Source organism: Clostridium magnum DSM 2767, assembly GCF_001623875.1.
GTDB classification, from domain to species: Bacteria; Bacillota; Clostridia; order Clostridiales; family Clostridiaceae; genus Clostridium_AM; species Clostridium_AM magnum.
The window spans coordinates 991,577-1,008,215 of sequence record NZ_LWAE01000001.1; the positions used below are offsets into that span (position 1 = coordinate 991,577).

The following is a 16,639-nucleotide window of genomic DNA, read 5'->3' on the forward strand; positions in this document are numbered from 1 at the left end:
TTTAAATCCTATCTGATTCAAGTTTTACTTCATGTTCTTTATACCTATATGATAAATATTAATAAAACCGTTAATATCAATCAGAACTACTTTCAAACTTTTTCAATAAATTGTGCTTTAAAATAGCATCAGAGTATTCTAGTTGGTTTATAGCATTTTCTTTTTTGTTTTTCAAGTCTTCATTTTCCTCAACTTTTTTATTTGTTGACATATCATAAAAGGTATCAGTTTGAGATAAATAATAATAGTTTCCATCAGTAAAGGATCCGTCTCTAAAAACTACATTTTTTTGCTCTGAATTAAATAGATCCTTACCCATTAAGTTTTTACTTGGCAAATTAAATAGATTGCAGATTGTTGGATATATATCCATTTGTCCTGCATTAATACTATTTACACCTTTTATTGATTCGTCTGGAAAATGAATCATCATAGGGATTTTTTGAAGTTTAGCCCATTCTATATCTGACATAGGAGAGGTTTTATTCAAAAACTGGCTTAGTTCCTTTTCATGATTTCTAGTAATAGCATAATGATCGCCATATAGCACTACTACAGAGTCTTTCAATATACCTTCACTATCTAATTTATCTAGAAACATTCCTAACTGTACATCTGTATAATGTATAGCCTTTAGGTAATCTCCTAAAAGAGAGCCTTCGTAAGCTCCTACGTTAAAGTCACCATACTTTGAGGGATCATCATAAGGAAAATGACTGCTTAGTGTTATTAAGAAGGCGTAGTAGGGGCTATTTAAGCTTTTCAACTTGTCAATGGATTGATTAAAGAAAGATTTGTCACTTAGTCCCAAGCCTACATTATCATCAATATTATAATCATTTTCATTATAATAGTTATTGAATCCAAATTGTTTATAAATTACATTCCTATTCCAAAAGGTTTCTCTATAACCATGGAATGCCGCAGTGTTATAGCCAGAAGCTTTAAAGTTCTTTGGCATAGAGTTGAATTCATTGCTGGAGTATAAAAAGTAAGCTGAACCTGAGGGTGCAGGATATAAGGAGTTATTTGTCATAAATTCTGCATCAGAGGTTCCTCCTGCAGCTATCTGGTAATACATGTTATTAAAATAAACACTGCGAGTAGCCCATTTATTTAAGTTTGGAGTTATTTCTTGGCCATTTATTTTACTATTTATTGTGAAGTCTTGAAGAGCTTCAACCTGAATCATAATTAAGTTCTTACCCTGGGCTGCTCCGCTTAGGTTATAAGTGTTAGTGCTATTATTTTGTAAAAATGTTTTTATTTCTGCCTCTTTTGTTTTTGACACAGGAATTCTTCTATTTATACTAGAGTACATAGAATTATAGAAATCTAAAAAGTGATAATTAAGTATACCTAGTTTTCTAACAATGTAGACCTTATTATACATTGTACTTAAAAGTCTTGGTTGCTCTTTTGATAGAGAGTAAAAGGCTTTAACATTAATACTTAATCCTATAACGAAAAAGACTAGAAAGAGGGAAAAGCTCAAGGATTTTCGCACATCTAACCCATTTTTATATTTATATCGATTTACTAGTGGAAGTATAAATATAAAGTCTGCAGCATAAATTAAGTCAGTGAATTTAAAAAGACTAGCAACACTGGATTTTACAGCACCTAATTGGAGCCCGCTTATTAAAATAGGTATAGATATTACGTCCTTAAAATACCTAAAGTAAGTTAGGTCGCCGATTATAAATAAAGTTATAAGTAAATTGCATATGTATAGAAAACCTATTCTTTTTTTTCTATTTAAAATAACTGATATAGCCGCAAGAAATAAAAGAGATGCAAGTACTGGTGAAAATAGTGAAGTATAGGAGAAATACTCAGCGCGCATCTCACTGCCATATATAATAACTTTTATTAGCATTAATGTAATATATAAAATTAAATCTATATATGTACGAATAAAAGTATTTATCTTATCCATTTTAAGTCCTCCAAAGTATAAATTTTGTACCACATTAAATTATAAAACTAATATATGTATATTTGCAAAATAAAATGTTAATAAATTGTTTCAAAAATAAATCATCTATGATAGCTATTTACATAAGTGAAATAGTATAGCATAATAATAGTTGTTATATTAAGTGAAAAATACTAGGAGGAATTTGGTAATGGGAGAGAAAGAAGAATCTTTAGAACACATTTTGATAGATGAAGAAGAAGCTAAAAAGGAATTTTTAGAAGAATTAAGAACTAAAAATTTGGAAGAAACAAAAGCCTTTGAAAGAGCTGCTCTAGAGAGGGCACTTTTAGAAAAAGCGGCTGAGGATAGAAAATTAAGAGAAGAACAGAAGGCTTTAGGGCAGATAGCTTCAGGCGTTCTTGATGATACAAAAGAAGAAGATAGTGATGAGAGAAAATTGATTACTAGTGATGAAACACAATTAGTAAAGGTAGATAAAAAAACAAATAAAAGAGCTTTAAATACTTTTAAAGCAGCACTTATTGATACAGCAGTAACAGCAGTAGCATCTGTTGCAGCTTTATATTTATTTGATGCTTTAATGAGACTTATACTTGGATATTATGTTGTAGATCTTAAAGGTGTATATATAATAACATTTTTAATAATACTAGTTTTATATCCAGTTTTAATGAAAAAATTAAAAGATGGCAAAACTTTAGGACAGAGGTTTAGCAAATTAGAAGTTAAAGAAAGGGAAGAATAAGAATTGAGAAAAGGCAACGAATACGAATTTCATATAGATAGAACTCAATTTCCTGGTACAGGAGTAGCAGAATTAGATGGACTGAAAGTATTTATAAAAAATTCAGTGCCGGGACAGAAGGTAAGGGCTAGAGTTACAAAGAAGAAGAAGGAATACGCTGAAGCAAAGGTTCTGGAAGTCATAGAAAATGTAAATCATGCAGTAGAACCAATATGTCCACATTTTAATGCATGTGGTGGCTGTACTACGCAATTTTTACCTTACGAAAATCAGTTGGAATTAAAATCACAGCAGGTTCTAGAGCTTTTACATAATTCAGGTACTGAAAACTTTGAATTTTTAGGTATAGAAAAAAGCCCAGAAGAGTTTGAATATAGAAATAAAATGGAGTTTTCCTTTGGAGATTTAGAAAAGGGTGGAGAACTCACTTTAGGAATGCATATGAAAGGAAGAAGCTTCAGTATCGTAAATGTTGATAAGTGCCAAATAGTAGACGACGACTTTAGAAACATATTAGATACTGTTGTTAACTACTTTGGAAAAAAAGAGCTTCCCTACTATAGAATAATGAAGCGTGAAGGTTACCTAAGAAATCTTGTTATAAGAAAAGGCAGTAACACAGGTGAAATATTAATAAATATAGTAACTACTTCACAAATGGAATTTAATTATGAAGAAATTACAGAGATACTTAAGAATTTAAATTATAAAGGAGAACTTAAGGGTATACTACATACTTTTAATGATAGCTTTTCAGATGTAGTTCAGGCAGATAGCGTAGATATACTTTATGGAAGAGATTACATAATAGAAGAACTTTTAGGTCTTAAATTTAAAATAGCTCCTGAGTCTTTTTTCCAAACTAACTCAAAGGGAGCTGAAAAACTCTACAGTATAGTTAAAGACTTTTTAGGCGATGCATCATCTAAAGTAGTTTTTGACCTTTATTGTGGAACAGGTACAATTGGACAGATTGTAGCACCTAAGGCTAAGAAAGTTTTGGGAATCGAACTTATAGAAGAAGCTGTAAAGTCTGCCAATGAAAATGCAGAGCTTAACGGTCTTTCAAACTGCGAGTTTATCGCAGGTGATGTAGCAGAGGTTATTAAAACTGTTAAAGATAAACCTGATGTTATAATTTTGGATCCACCAAGACCAGGAGTCCATCCTGTAGCATTGAATTATGTTATAAAATTTAATGCATCGGACATAGTTTATGTATCTTGCAATCCTAAGACTTTAGTTACAGATCTTGAGGTATTGCAAAAGGCGGGATATAAGGTGGAAAAGGTTAAGCTTATGGATATGTTCCCTCATACACCACACGTTGAGACAGTAGTTAAGCTAGTTAAGAAATAGGCTGATATCAAAGGCTTTGAAGGATTTTAAGTAAATATTGAAGTGTGTTTTATGTTCCCTCAGACTACGGTTTGAGGGAATTTTTGTGTTAGGGGGTTGTACAAATACGCAGAAATAAGGACATTTGCGTTAAGGTATAGGTTTTGCGTGTTTATATAGAATAAATGAAAAAACAAACATCTATTCTATTAGGAAAGATATGAGTTTTAAAAAATGAAATAATTATATAAAGATTGAATTATTTGTCCAATTTTATGGAAAATTGAAATAATAAGGATTATAATATAATTGCATTATTTTTTACTAATGAAATTATTTATTTAAGTTATTATTTATTTAAAAGCAGATTAAAGCCTATGCTGCTTACTTACATAATCAATTAATAATATATCTACATGTCTACAGTGTAAATATATTCATAAAAAGGTTTAATATTCATAAGTTTGAGGTGTACTATGAGAACTATTAATTTGCCGCCATATGCTCCAACTCTTATGGAGTCTACAAGAGCAATTGGTTACTCTCTTGAAGCTGCAATTGCAGATATTATAGATAATAGCATTACTGCACAAGCATCTACAATTAATATTAAGTTTTTCCCTGTAGGACAGCCATATATTTCGATTTTGGATAATGGAGAAGGTATGACAGGAGATGAACTTAATGTAGCTATGCAATATGGAAGTAAAAATCCAAATGAGGAAAGGGACTCTAATGATCTAGGAAGATTTGGACTTGGTCTTAAAACTGCATCATTATCTCAATGTAGGAAATTAACAGTAATTAGTTTAAAGAATGGGGAGCTGTCTGGTAGAAGATGGGATATTGATTATGTATTGCAAACTGGAGAGTGGTCTCTTATTATTCTTGAAGATGATGAAATTAAACAAATGCCACAATTTAGTGAACTTAGTACATATGGTAATGGAACAATTGTAGTTTGGCAGAATCTTGACAGATTAATCATTGGAGAAATCGATTTTGTTACATCCTTTGGATTGAAGATGGATATAGTCAGAGAACATTTATCATTAGTTTTCCATAGGTTTTTATCAGGTGAACAAGGATTAAAAAAAATTGATATATTTATAAATAATAATAATGTTAAAGCTACCGATCCTTTTTTAGCAAAGAAAAGCATTCAATTAATGGATGATGAGTCAATAATTATTAGAGAACAGAGCGTAATTGTTAGACCATATATATTACCACATACTTCGAAGTTATCAGAATCTGAAATTAAAGAACTGGGTGGTAAGGATGGTTTAAGGAGGAAACAAGGATTTTATGTTTATAGAAACAAAAGATTACTTGTTTGGGCAACTTGGTTTAGATTAATGAGGCAAGGAGAATTGTCAAAACTTGCAAGAGTTCAGGTTGATATTCCTAATTCACTTGATGATCTATGGGCACTAGACATAAAAAAGTCAACAGCAATACCACCAGAGGAGATACGAAAAAATTTAGGGAATATCATTGAAAAAATTTCTGAAGGAAGTAAAAGAACTTGGACATATAGAGGCAAAAAAGAAACAGATGATTCAAAAATTCATATTTGGAATAGGATAAGAACAAGACAGAATGGGATTATTTACCGGATTAATAGAGATTATCCGTTACTAGAAAAATTACAAGTTATTAGTGTAGAGGCTAAACAATTGTTAGAACAGTTACTTCTGCAAATAGAGGGTAATTTACCGTTAAACTCATTATACGTAGATTTAATAAGCGATGAGAGAGTTGAAAATGAGGTAAAAATTTCTGAAGACGCAACAATCGATATATTGACTCAATTGTTGTCAGGATGCAGGAATAATTTTGAGAGGGAGGAACTGCTAGAAAGATTGGTTGTTACTGAACCGTTTTTAGAATATAAAGAAGTTATAAATTGCAAATTTAAAGGAGCAAAACAAAATGAATAAAGTCAATATGGAAATGTTAGAAAGGTTTATTTCTGCGTCTATAAACACAAAGTATAAAGAAATTCCACCAACTGAAGCTCAATTTATAAAAGAAGCAAATGATATCAGAAATATGATACAGGCTACTTCACCTGTAACAGACGAGGAATATGAATATATATTAAGAAAACTGAAGGCTTCAATGGTTATTATTATGGATGATGGAGTATATATCTATGATCCAAATAGTAAGCACCAATCTTGGTTACCAGCAAGACGGGCTAATATTGATTTCTTTTACTGGGATAGATATAAAAAATACCTTGAAGATGAAAAAAGGTGGAATACAAGAGTTACTGCAACATTGGATAAAGTTTCAGATGAAATCGTGGATTTACTGGGTGATCCTAAAGACACTACAAATTCTTTTCAAAGGAGAGGACTTGTACTTGGAGATGTGCAGTCAGGCAAAACAGCAAATTTCACTGCTATTTGTAATAAAGCAGCAGATTGTGGGTATAAAGTTATCATAGTTTTGGCTGGGATGATGGAAAATTTAAGAATACAAACTCAGGAACGATTAGATACTGAATTTGCAGGAAGGAGAAGTAAATATTTATTAGACCCAAAGGCTGATCAAATAATAAAAAATACACCTTTTGGTGTTGGTAGAATTAATCCACATAAACGAATTTCATGTTTTACTTCCGTGAATACAGATTTTAATTCAGTAATTTTGAAAAGTAATGATTTAACATTAGCAAACATAAGTGAACCTGCTATCTTTGTTGTGAAAAAAAATAAAAAAGTGTTAAATAATTTACAAGGATGGCTAGTGTCGAATAATGCAGATATGAATAATAAAATAGATTTGCCACTACTTCTAATAGATGATGAAGCTGACAACGCTTCTGTAAATACTAAAAAAGAGGATCAGAATCCAGCTGCCATAAACTCAGCTATTAGAAATATATTAAATAGCTTCTATCAAGCATCATATTTGGGTATAACAGCAACCCCTTTTGCAAATATTTTTATTAATCCAGAGACAAAAGATGAGATGATTGGAGACGACTTGTTTCCAAGAGATTTTATATATGCATTGTCACCTCCAACTAATTATATAGGAGCTGATGCTATTTTTGGCAATAATGCAACATACACTAATTCTGTTATAGAAATTGAAAATGAAGAAATGAATAATTTTCTCCCATTTAACCATAAAAAAGATGATGATGTTTATGATTTACCACCAAGTATGTTTGAAGCAATAGGGTATTTTATGATTGTAAATGCAATAAGAGATTTACGTGGAGATAATACAGAGCATAGATCTATGTTGATAAATGTTAGTAGATTTACAGATATTCAAACAAAAATAAGTGAGTTAGTAAATGAATGGTTAATAAAGGTTAGGTCTGAATTGAGAAACTATGCAGCACTTGATGAAGAAGAGTCAGGTCAAATATATTCAGTCCGATTTCTAAAAGCAATTTGGGATAAGTATAATTTGGAAGATATTGCAGGCTGCACTTGGCTGCACTTACAGCAAGTGTTTTTATATAAAGCAGTAACTCCTATTGATGTACGTGCTGTAAATCAAAAGACAGGTTCGGCAAGTTTAGACTATTATGCACATAAAACTGATGGATTTAGAGTAATAGCTGTAGGCGGTAATAGTTTATCTCGTGGATTAACACTTGAAGGTTTGTGTGTAAGTTATTTTTATAGAAACTCACAAATGTATGATACTTTATTACAAATGGGAAGATGGTTTGGATATAGAGAAAACTATGCTGATTTATTTAAAATATGGATGGCTGAAGATGCAGTAGATTGGTATGGATATATCACTGAAGCATCAAATGAATTAAAGCTAGAGATAGCAAGAATGAGAGCTGTTAATCAAACACCGTCTGAGTTTGGGCTGAAGGTTCGACAAGATCCAAATTCTTTAATAGCTACAGCTAGAAATAAAATGAGAACAGCAACTCAAGTTAGTAGACCAATCACTGTGTCAGGTAGACTTTTGGAAACACCGCGATTAAAAAATGATGTTAATATTTTGAAGTCAAATGAAAAAGCTTTCAAATTGTTTGTAGCAAATTTAGATAGCATTGGAACTGTAGTAAAGATACCACAAAATGCTAAGTTTTGGAAGGGTATCCCAAAGGATTTGGTTGTAAATTTATTAAGAAATTTTGATACACATCCTTGGCATTTATCTTTTCAAGGTAGAGCACTTGCTGATTATATTGAGGGTAGTAGCGAGTTAGTAGAATGGGATGTGGCAATACCACAAGGATCAAGTACAAATGTGTATACTTTGACAGGGGCGTATAACGATATTGAAATTTTACCTGCTATACGTACAATTACGGAAGATAATAAAATGATAAAAATTAGTGGTACAAAAGTGAAAGTTGGAGCTGGTGGATCTACAAAGATTGGGTTATCAGAAAAAGAAATAGAAAAGGCTAAGGAAGAGTTTGCTAAAATACATGGAAAAAATAAGTCAGTTTCAGATAGTGGTTATCTGATTAAAGGAAGAAACCCAATATTGTTCTTACACGTGCTTGAATGCTTGGCAGAAGATGGTAAGGACTTATCTCAAAATATACCTAAATATCTTTTTGCTTTAGGTGTTGGTTTTCCAGCTACAGATAAAGGGACAGAGGTTGCTAGTTATGTTGTTAATATGGTAGATTTAAGAAATTGGATTGAAATTGATGAAGATGAGGATGATGAAGATGTTATCTAATAAGGAATTGATAAAAAAATGGAATGAAATTCCATTTTATGGTGGTGGCTATAAAAGAATAGATGAAACTCATCCGCTTGAATGGTATATCGGCTATGAAGATATAAATCAAAAAACAATTCTTTTATTAACTGATAATGACCCTGGCAATATTTCGTCCTCTAAATCAATAATTGCTTCAACAGGACAAAGAGTGGATGGCAAATGGGCAATTTCTTTTCGATTAATCAAGAAGGATAATGAGGATGTATTTACTCATTTATGCTGGGATATTATAGAATCTTCTCGTGATAAATCATTAGGACTTGCTACAGTTGATTATATTATTGAAAGATATAATAAATGGCTTAAGTTGATGGAGCATCAACGGGCTGACCTTATGGATGATGCCTGTAGAAAAGGGCTTATAGGAGAAATGCTGTTTCTACAAGAAAATATAGAAAATGGCATGGACATTCAAGTAGCTATAGATGGATGGATTGGACCGGATGGAGCAGATCAAGATTTCGTATATGCTAATGGCTGGACAGAGATTAAGTGCACAGGAATATCGACAGATAGTATATCAATATCTTCTAAAGAACAATTAGATGCGGAATTACCAGGTTGGATTTGTGTATATTTTTTAGATAAAACAGCATCTGAAAATACAATAGGTTTTACATTAGTAGAAAAAGTTGAGCAATTAAGAAATGTGTTTACAAATAACATAAAAGCTAGAGAAATATTTGAAAATAAACTTTTTAAATATGGATATGTTGATAGAAAAGAATATAATGAACAGAGATATAAATCTGGTGGTAAAAATGAGTATAGGATTGATGATAACTTTCCAAGACTTATTAAATCAAATATCCCATCGCAAATAATATCGGCTAAATATAACATTAGTTTAGCATCAATTGAAGATTGGAGAATAAAATAGGAGTGGATGAATATGGATATGCAAGATTTTCGCAAGGATTTTTTGGAAGACATAAAATCAACAGCGGCTACTGTTGGTGAAGGCACGGTAGCTGCTTTTGTAAAAGTTTCAACAGAATACTTAATTAGTGCAGAAGTTTTGCCAGATTTCATACCATCTTTTTTTATGGGCACTGGAAAAAGTAATAGGAAATTTAGGATTGATGGATATGTTCTTGATGAGTTTGATTATACCATGAATCTTATAATAGCTGATTATTCTGGGAGTGAAGAGAATAGAGTTGTAAAACGCTCTCAGGCAATACAAATATTTGATAGGCTACTTCATTTTGTAGATGAAGCATATGGTAATAAGCTATACAAGGAAATAGAGATAAGTACTCCTTGTGCAGATTTAGTTGAGCTATTACGAACAAATAGAAGTAGAATTAGAAAATATAGATTATTGTTGATTACCGATGGATATATGAGTGATCGTATAGATGTACTACCATCAAAAAACATTGATGATGTTCAAGTGGAATGTCAAATTTGGGATATTGAGAGATTGTTCAAAGTTTGTTTCTCTGATATGGGAAGGCAAAATATTGAAATTGATTTTAAAGCGTATACAAGAAAGGGAATACCATGCCTTGAAGCAAGTGGTGCAACAACAGATGAATACAGAAGTTTTTTGTGTATAATGCCTGGACATGCACTAGCAGATATTTATGATTATTTTGGAAGTCAATTACTCGAGGGTAATGTAAGATCGTTTCTATCAACCAAAGTAGCCGTAAATAAGAAAATTAGAGAAACTATTTTAAAAGCACCCAATATGTTTTTTGCTTTTAATAATGGCGTTTCAGCAACAGCTATGGATTTAGTTATAGAGAATTTTGATGATGGAAAATATATTACTTTCGCAAAAGATTTTCAAATAATAAATGGTGGACAAACAACGGCTTCACTATCTAATGCACGACATAAAGATAAAGTAAATCTTGAAAGTGTGTTTGTTCAAATGAAAATAACTGAGATAGATACAGATCTAGATAAATCAGCAGATTTAATAAGAAATATTTCTAGATCCTCTAATAGTCAGAATAAAGTAAGTGATGCTGACTTTTTTTCTACACATCCGTTTCATGTAAGAATGGAGCAAATTTCAAGAAGATTATTTGCTCCAGCAGTTGGTGGGTTGCAGTATGACACACGATGGTTTTATGAAAGGGCAAGAGGACAATATTTGCAAGCTCAAATGCGTATGACAAAGTCTGAAAAAAATAAGTTTGTTGCACAACATCCTAAAAAACAATTAATTACGAAAACAGATTTTGCAAAAGTTCGGAATTCATGGAGAGGGTTACCTCATATAGTTAGTCGAGGAGCACAAACTAACTTTATGAATTTTGCGGAATGGGTTGATACAGAATGGTTAAATTCTGATGTAGGATTTAATGAGAAGTATTTTCAGGAGTCTGTGGCACTGATGATACTATTTAAGCATACTGAATATATAGTTACACATCAGGCATGGTATGAGCAAGGATATAGGGCCAACATTGTTACATATTCTATTGCTCTGTTACAAGAATTAATAAAATCTCAATTTCCAGAAAAGGAAGTTGATTTGCAAATTATATGGAATCGTCAGTCAGTGCCAGAAGCAATAACTAATGAATTAATTAATATTACGAAAGCTGTATTTGAAACTATAACAGATCCCAAAAGAGAAACTATAAATGTAACACAATGGTGCAAAAGAGAAACGTGCTGGACAAAAGTAAAAGATAATAAGATATTATTAAATGCCGAAATAGAAAAAGTTTTAGTTGATAAAATTGAAATTAAATCGGCAGAAAAAAATGCAAGAAAAGATCAAAAAATGATTTCTGGAATTGAAGCTCAAACAAAAGTTTTGGAATATGGCTCAGAAAACTGGAAGAATGTTATGGATTTTGCAATAGCAAAGAAATTAGTTACTACAGATGTAATAGTAGCATTAAAATTAGCAATACAAATGCCTATAAAATTGCCCAATTCACATCAAAGTAAAAAGTTAATAGAACTTCTTGAACAGGTTAATTCAGAAGGTTATAAAATATATTAAATTATCACAAAAGAGTTACTTCTTAAGATATTATGATCAATTTGTAAGGTATTAATATATTAATGCGAGTTAAGAAATTCAATTTTTGTATTGCTTTACTACTTAAGATATTTCTGCTATTATGTTAGTGGATTACAATAGGATTGTTGTATCTAATTATTGGAATGTTTTATATACTTTACTGTAAATCTTCATAGTTATTCTTTTGAAATTGTTAGTTTATAGGAATAAACAGGAGATAATCAACTAGGGAAAGGAATATTTTATAGGGTGAGTATACAATGAAAAAATACACAACAATAGATTTGTTTGCCGGTGCGGGAGGTTTAAGTTATGGCTTTCAGGAAACTGGGAAATTTGATATAAAAATTGCTGTTGAACACAATAAACATGCTCAAGAAACCTATAAAAAAAATCATCCAGGTGCTGAAATAGAATCAGATATTACACAAATTACAAATGGCAAATATAAATCTATAAAAGAAAAATATGGTGATATAGATATTATAATAGGTGGACCACCTTGCCAAGGATTTTCAAATGCTAATCGGCAAAAAAATGAGTTAATTTGTGGTAATAATCAATTAGTAAATGAATATATTAGGGCAGTTGAACAACTTAAACCTAAAGCTTTTGTTATGGAAAATGTCAAGATGATTAATTCTAGCAAACATAAATTTTTTTGTAGTGACAAAGATAAAAGAACTGTTGAAAAATTAGGAGTTTGTCTGCAGGAAGAAATTATAACAATTGCAGAAGCAACAATTTGCACAGATGAGTTTATAGATTTTTTAAAGCAAGAAGATGTGTTAGGAGAATATTTATTAGAACAACAGAATTATATTAAAATAAATACTATTTATCGCAACTCTAAAACATCAAAACAGTTAGAAAAATATCTTGAAAATCACGAAAAGTCAATAGAAAAGATATTAAATAGCTGGGATGATTTCAAATTGAATTTTTGGAGTAAAGAATATGAAGAAGTCTTTCTTGAAACTAAAGAACGATTAAATACATTTTTAACATCCGATGATGAATTTGAGAAGCTTAGAGATTCATTAAAAATAATAATAGAAACTCAAAAAGCTATTTATAAAATGAAGGAGATTAGGGATTATAATATTACGTTAATAGGTATGGTTGCTGAAAAGAGCAATATATGTATCATAGTTAATACTTATAATATTATTGAATATGTTCTTAAAAAATTTAGATCTATGGGATATATTGTGGAATGTGGAGTTTTGAATGCAGTAAATTATGGAGTGCCTCAAAGTAGGGAACGGTTTATTATCATAGGTGTCAAGAATGAATATTTAAAAAGTGACAAAGTAGAGTTGCCTCAACCTATACTTAAGTCACCAGATGAGTTTTATACTATAAGAGATGCAATAGCAGATTTAGCTCAATATCAAACTACAGTAATGGTAGAGTCCAAACCAATTCAAAAAGATATTAAAGAAATTAAAGAGTTAAATCCTTTGCAAAAATACCTAAATAAGGGAGAGTTAGTATATAATCATGTCATAACGGATACAAGAGATACTGCTTTGGAACGGTTTAGGAATTTACAACCAGGACAAAACTTTCATAATCTAAGTGAAAATTTAAAAACAACATATAGTGATCCATCAAGAACACAAAATACTATATATTTACGTTTAAAATATGGATCACCATCAGGAACAGTTCTAAACGCCAGAAAATCTATGTGGATACATCCCGAAAAGGATAGGGCTATTAGTATAAGAGAAGTAGCAAGACTGCAGTCTTTTCCAGATACATTTGTATTTTGTGGTACTAAAGATGCTCAATATCAACAAATCGGTAATGCAGTTCCGCCATTACTTGGTAGGGTAATTGCTGAAAAATTATTAGAGCTACTTGGTGATGAAACAAATGAAAAATTAATAGACATAATCGTTAAAAAGTAGACTTATAATAAATAAACCACCGATTTGCAACAGTCGGTGGTTTTAGTCATATCTTCCCTAAAAAATTAGCCTGTGGTACAAAAGGAACATTTAATTTATAGCCTCTACTATTTAATATCTGTGCCTTTATCATTGCAAGTTCAGTATGGACACCTAATAAACTAGCTATTTGATCATAGGTGCATTTTTCAGATGCTAACTCAAAAAAATTATTATCTGAAATAAGAAATTCTGCTGCAAAGTAGTTTGCCTGTATCTCAGGTGTAGAGGTTTTCAAGGATACACATAGTTTATCTTGGAACATATTAATTCCAAGACCTCTGTGGAAGCGGTCATGGCCAATTTCATGAGCACAGACAACTCTAGCACTTATCTCATCTATATTATCATTAATAACTATATACCTATTCCTAAGAATATAAGTATAAAACCCTTTTAAGTTTTGAAGCTTTTTATATCTTAAATCAATTCCAAGATATTCAGCTACTTTGAATGGATTATTAGTTTCATAAGTTTTTATTAGGTTGTTGGCGCATTTAGAAATATTTGAACAATTCATTCTCCACCCTCCCCCTAGGTGCTTATAAGAAAAAGAATAATTTATTTGTCTTTTTTCTTTCTGCCGTATTTCTCCTTATTCTTCTTTTTTGCGTCAAAGTAAAGCTCTGAAATTATCCTAAAAACTTCATCTTTATCCTCTTCCATTAATTCTCCCCCGGCAAATAACATTTCTACATTTTTTAATACACCTTGTGCTTGCTTGTGTCCTATAGCTCCATATGCCTCACCCGCATCCTGCATAAAGGAACCATCAGTGCCAAGAAGGTAATCAACTGAAACATTAAATACTGATGCAAATTTTGAAATTACCTCTTGTTTTCTAGGGAATCTTTCATTGGATTCATAATATCCTAGAACTCTATCTGAAACACCAACTAATTTACCAAGCTCAGCTTGAGTCATACCTGCATTCTCTCTAAGCTGCTTAATTCTATCACCAAATAGCATAAGATTCACCTCCATCTTCTAATATTATAATAACAAATTGTTCGATAAACGTCAATTTGTCGAAAAAAATGTTCAAAAAAACTTTTTGTTCGATTTACATTGAACAAATCGTTCGGTATAATTTAGTCATACGAACAGAGAAGGGGTTGAGAAAATTATGAAAAACAAGGTATTTGTTACATACAGAGAGCTTAAAGGAATGTCGCAAGTACAGCTAGCAGAGAAACTTGGTATCTGCAAAGACTATGTTAATATGATTGAAAATAATAGAAGGATGCCAGGATTTGCACTTGCTAAAAGAATTGCAGATTTGTTCGGAACAACAGTGGACAACCTATTTTTTTACTCTGGTAAAGAACAAAATGTGCAATAAATATACAAAAATATTCGATTAGAGTTGTAAAAAAATTTTAAATAAAGATTAAGAAAGAGGTGTTTTGGATGGATATCAATATTAAAGTGAAAATTGATTCTCCGGATATTATGAATGCATTATTAGCTTTAGCAGAAGCACTACCACAAATGAAACTAGATACTGCTACATCAGTAAAAGAAGGACAGACTACCGAAATTAAAGCTGAAAGTAAAAGTGAAGAAATAGTACAAGCAGGCAAAGATGAGAAAAAAGAAGAAGCTCCAAAGCCAATTACTTTAGAAGAAGTGAGGTCTAAGCTATCAAGCTTATCTCAAAATGGTAAGCAAGCTGCAGTTAAAGCATTAATAAAAAGCTTTGGTGTAAATAAGCTCACTGATATTCCAAAAGAAAAATATCCTGAACTTTTAAAATCAGCGGAGGAAATATAAATGACAGAGAAAAAACACGCATTACTTTCAGCTTCAGGCTCAAGTAGGTGGATGCAGTGTCCACCCTCTGTAAGACTTGAAGAAACCGTTGAAGAGGAAAATAGTGAATATGCAAAAGAAGGAACCTTTGCTCATGCATTAGCAGAGCTTCACATCAACTACTATCTAGGTAATTTAAAGAAAACACAGTTTAATAAAGAACTTAAAAAGTTAAAGCAAGATTCCTTCTATTCAAAAGAACTTATGGAATATGTTCAAATTTATGTAGACTTTGCTATTGAAAAAATTAATGAAGCAAGAGCAAGTACAAAGGATGCAGTAACTATGGTAGAAATGAAATTTGATTATAGTTCATGGGTTCCTGAAGGATTTGGAACAGGAGATTTAGTGCTTATAACTGATGCTGTTCTTGAGATTGTAGATCTAAAGTTTGGTCAAGGAGTTCCTGTATCAGCTATAGGAAATACACAGATGCGTTTATATGCTTTAGGTGCAATTCAGCAGTTTGAATGTCTTTATGATATTAGTACTGTAAAAATGACCATAGTGCAGCCAAGACTTGATAACATATCTACTGATGAAATAGCTGTAGAAGAGCTATTGAAATGGGCTGAAGAGGAAGTTAAACCTAAAGCGGAACTTGCCATAAAAGGCGAGGGTGAATTTAAATCAGGACAGCATTGCAGGTTTTGTAGAGTAAGACATACTTGTAGAGTAAGGGCTGAGGAAAATATGAAATTAGCGGCTTTAGAGTTTAAGGAAGCAGTCCTTCTTACAGATGAAGAAATAGTAGAGGTACTTAAGGGCATAGATGAACTTCAAAAATATGCATCAGATATTAAGGAATATGCCTTTAATAAAGCAATAAATGAGGGTAAAAGGTGGGAAGGCTTTAAAATTGTTGAGGGGAGAAGCATTAGAAAATATGTTGATGAAGCTGCAGTTGCTAAGGCTTTAATAGAGGCAGGTTTTGAGGAAGATAAAATCTACGCTAAATCACTTCTTACAATTACAGCTATGGAAAAAGCTATAGGTAAAAACAAGTTCAAGGAATTATTAAAAGACCTTGTTGAAAAGCCAAGTGGTAAGCCAGTTTTGGTACCAGAGGAAGATAAAAGACCAGAAATAAATAATACTGCAGAAGCAGATTTCAAGGAGGAATAAGG

13 protein-coding genes are annotated in these 16,639 nt (G+C 31.5%); 10 read left to right on the forward strand and 3 right to left on the reverse strand.

Annotated features, from left to right (window positions below):
* Positions 1–76: 76 nt before the first annotated feature.
* A complete protein-coding gene (locus CLMAG_RS04780; protein ID WP_066618618.1) occupies positions 77–1,939 on the reverse strand; it encodes an LTA synthase family protein in 1,863 nt (620 codons plus the stop codon).
* A 190-nt stretch (positions 1,940–2,129) separates the two neighbouring features.
* On the opposite strand from CLMAG_RS04780, the gene CLMAG_RS04785 reads away from it, so the two are divergent.
* From CLMAG_RS04785 to CLMAG_RS04815, 7 genes are all read left to right on the forward strand, one after another.
* Positions 2,130–2,687 carry an RDD family protein gene (locus tag CLMAG_RS04785; protein WP_066618621.1) on the forward strand — a complete coding sequence of 186 codons (558 nt, stop codon included), beginning with the start codon at positions 2,130–2,132 and terminating at the stop codon, positions 2,685–2,687.
* A gap of 3 nt (positions 2,688–2,690) precedes the next feature.
* The gene (gene rlmD / locus CLMAG_RS04790; protein ID WP_066618623.1) at positions 2,691–4,046 is read left to right on the forward strand and encodes a 23S rRNA (uracil(1939)-C(5))-methyltransferase RlmD; all 1,356 of its coding nucleotides are present in this window, start codon (positions 2,691–2,693) and stop codon (positions 4,044–4,046) included.
* A 455-nt stretch (positions 4,047–4,501) separates the two neighbouring features.
* Complete coding sequence (locus CLMAG_RS04795; protein WP_066618625.1) at positions 4,502–5,968, forward strand: ATP-binding protein; 1,467 nt, start codon at positions 4,502–4,504, stop codon at positions 5,966–5,968.
* On the forward strand, positions 5,961–8,708 hold the full coding sequence (locus CLMAG_RS04800) for a Z1 domain-containing protein (protein WP_066618635.1): 2,748 nt from the start codon (positions 5,961–5,963) through the stop codon (positions 8,706–8,708). The genes CLMAG_RS04795 and CLMAG_RS04800 overlap by 8 nt, the downstream gene beginning before the upstream one ends.
* The gene (locus tag CLMAG_RS04805) at positions 8,698–9,633 is read left to right on the forward strand and encodes a PD-(D/E)XK motif protein (protein ID WP_066618638.1); all 936 of its coding nucleotides are present in this window, start codon (positions 8,698–8,700) and stop codon (positions 9,631–9,633) included. Before CLMAG_RS04800 ends, CLMAG_RS04805 begins: the two co-directional genes overlap by 11 nt.
* Positions 9,634–9,645: 12 nt before the next feature.
* The gene (locus tag CLMAG_RS04810; RefSeq protein WP_066618641.1) at positions 9,646–11,724 is read left to right on the forward strand and encodes an AIPR family protein; all 2,079 of its coding nucleotides are present in this window, start codon (positions 9,646–9,648) and stop codon (positions 11,722–11,724) included.
* Positions 11,725–12,005: 281 nt separating this feature from the next.
* Positions 12,006–13,661 (forward strand): DNA cytosine methyltransferase, encoded by a 1,656-nt coding sequence (locus CLMAG_RS04815; RefSeq protein WP_066618643.1) that lies wholly within the window; start codon positions 12,006–12,008, stop codon positions 13,659–13,661.
* Between the two features lie 46 nt (positions 13,662–13,707).
* On the opposite strand, the gene CLMAG_RS04820 is transcribed toward CLMAG_RS04815, so the two are convergent.
* Together CLMAG_RS04820 and CLMAG_RS04825 are read right to left on the reverse strand one after the other, a co-directional pair.
* Positions 13,708–14,220, reverse strand: coding sequence for an ImmA/IrrE family metallo-endopeptidase (locus CLMAG_RS04820; protein WP_066618645.1), 513 nt, complete (start codon positions 14,218–14,220; stop codon positions 13,708–13,710).
* A 41-nt stretch (positions 14,221–14,261) separates the two neighbouring features.
* Positions 14,262–14,669, reverse strand: coding sequence for a helix-turn-helix domain-containing protein (locus CLMAG_RS04825; protein WP_066618648.1), 408 nt, complete (start codon positions 14,667–14,669; stop codon positions 14,262–14,264).
* 157 nt (positions 14,670–14,826) lie between these two features.
* Here CLMAG_RS04825 and CLMAG_RS04830 point away from each other — a divergent pair, with 157 nt between their 5' ends.
* The 3 genes from CLMAG_RS04830 to CLMAG_RS04840 all read left to right on the forward strand — a co-directional run bounded on the left by CLMAG_RS04830 (position 14,827) and on the right by CLMAG_RS04840 (position 16,637).
* Positions 14,827–15,042, forward strand: coding sequence for a helix-turn-helix transcriptional regulator (locus tag CLMAG_RS04830; protein WP_066618651.1), 216 nt, complete (start codon positions 14,827–14,829; stop codon positions 15,040–15,042).
* A 68-nt stretch (positions 15,043–15,110) separates the two neighbouring features.
* Positions 15,111–15,473 (forward strand): hypothetical protein, encoded by a 363-nt coding sequence (locus CLMAG_RS04835; protein WP_066618656.1) that lies wholly within the window; start codon positions 15,111–15,113, stop codon positions 15,471–15,473.
* Positions 15,474–16,637: a DUF2800 domain-containing protein gene (locus CLMAG_RS04840; RefSeq protein WP_066618663.1), complete on the forward strand. Its 1,164-nt coding sequence runs from the start codon at positions 15,474–15,476 to the stop codon at positions 16,635–16,637.
* Positions 16,638–16,639: the final 2 nt, after the last annotated feature.

Excerpts from the sequence above, each read along its gene's own strand:
- CLMAG_RS04780 (WP_066618618.1), bottom strand. The coding sequence starts at position 1,939 with ATGGATAAGATAAATACTTTTATTCGTACATATATAGATTTAATTTTA.
- CLMAG_RS04785 (WP_066618621.1), top strand. The coding sequence starts at position 2,130 with ATGGGAGAGAAAGAAGAATCTTTAGAACACATTTTGATAGATGAAGAA.
- CLMAG_RS04795 (WP_066618625.1), top strand. The coding sequence starts at position 4,502 with ATGAGAACTATTAATTTGCCGCCATATGCTCCAACTCTTATGGAGTCT.
- CLMAG_RS04800 (WP_066618635.1), top strand. The coding sequence starts at position 5,961 with ATGAATAAAGTCAATATGGAAATGTTAGAAAGGTTTATTTCTGCGTCT.
- CLMAG_RS04805 (WP_066618638.1), top strand. The coding sequence starts at position 8,698 with ATGTTATCTAATAAGGAATTGATAAAAAAATGGAATGAAATTCCATTT.
- CLMAG_RS04810 (WP_066618641.1), top strand. The coding sequence starts at position 9,646 with ATGGATATGCAAGATTTTCGCAAGGATTTTTTGGAAGACATAAAATCA.
- CLMAG_RS04815 (WP_066618643.1), top strand. The coding sequence starts at position 12,006 with ATGAAAAAATACACAACAATAGATTTGTTTGCCGGTGCGGGAGGTTTA.
- CLMAG_RS04820 (WP_066618645.1), bottom strand. The coding sequence starts at position 14,220 with ATGAATTGTTCAAATATTTCTAAATGCGCCAACAACCTAATAAAAACT.
- CLMAG_RS04825 (WP_066618648.1), bottom strand. The coding sequence starts at position 14,669 with ATGCTATTTGGTGATAGAATTAAGCAGCTTAGAGAGAATGCAGGTATG.
- CLMAG_RS04830 (WP_066618651.1), top strand. The coding sequence starts at position 14,827 with ATGAAAAACAAGGTATTTGTTACATACAGAGAGCTTAAAGGAATGTCG.
- CLMAG_RS04835 (WP_066618656.1), top strand. The coding sequence starts at position 15,111 with ATGGATATCAATATTAAAGTGAAAATTGATTCTCCGGATATTATGAAT.
- CLMAG_RS04840 (WP_066618663.1), top strand. The coding sequence starts at position 15,474 with ATGACAGAGAAAAAACACGCATTACTTTCAGCTTCAGGCTCAAGTAGG.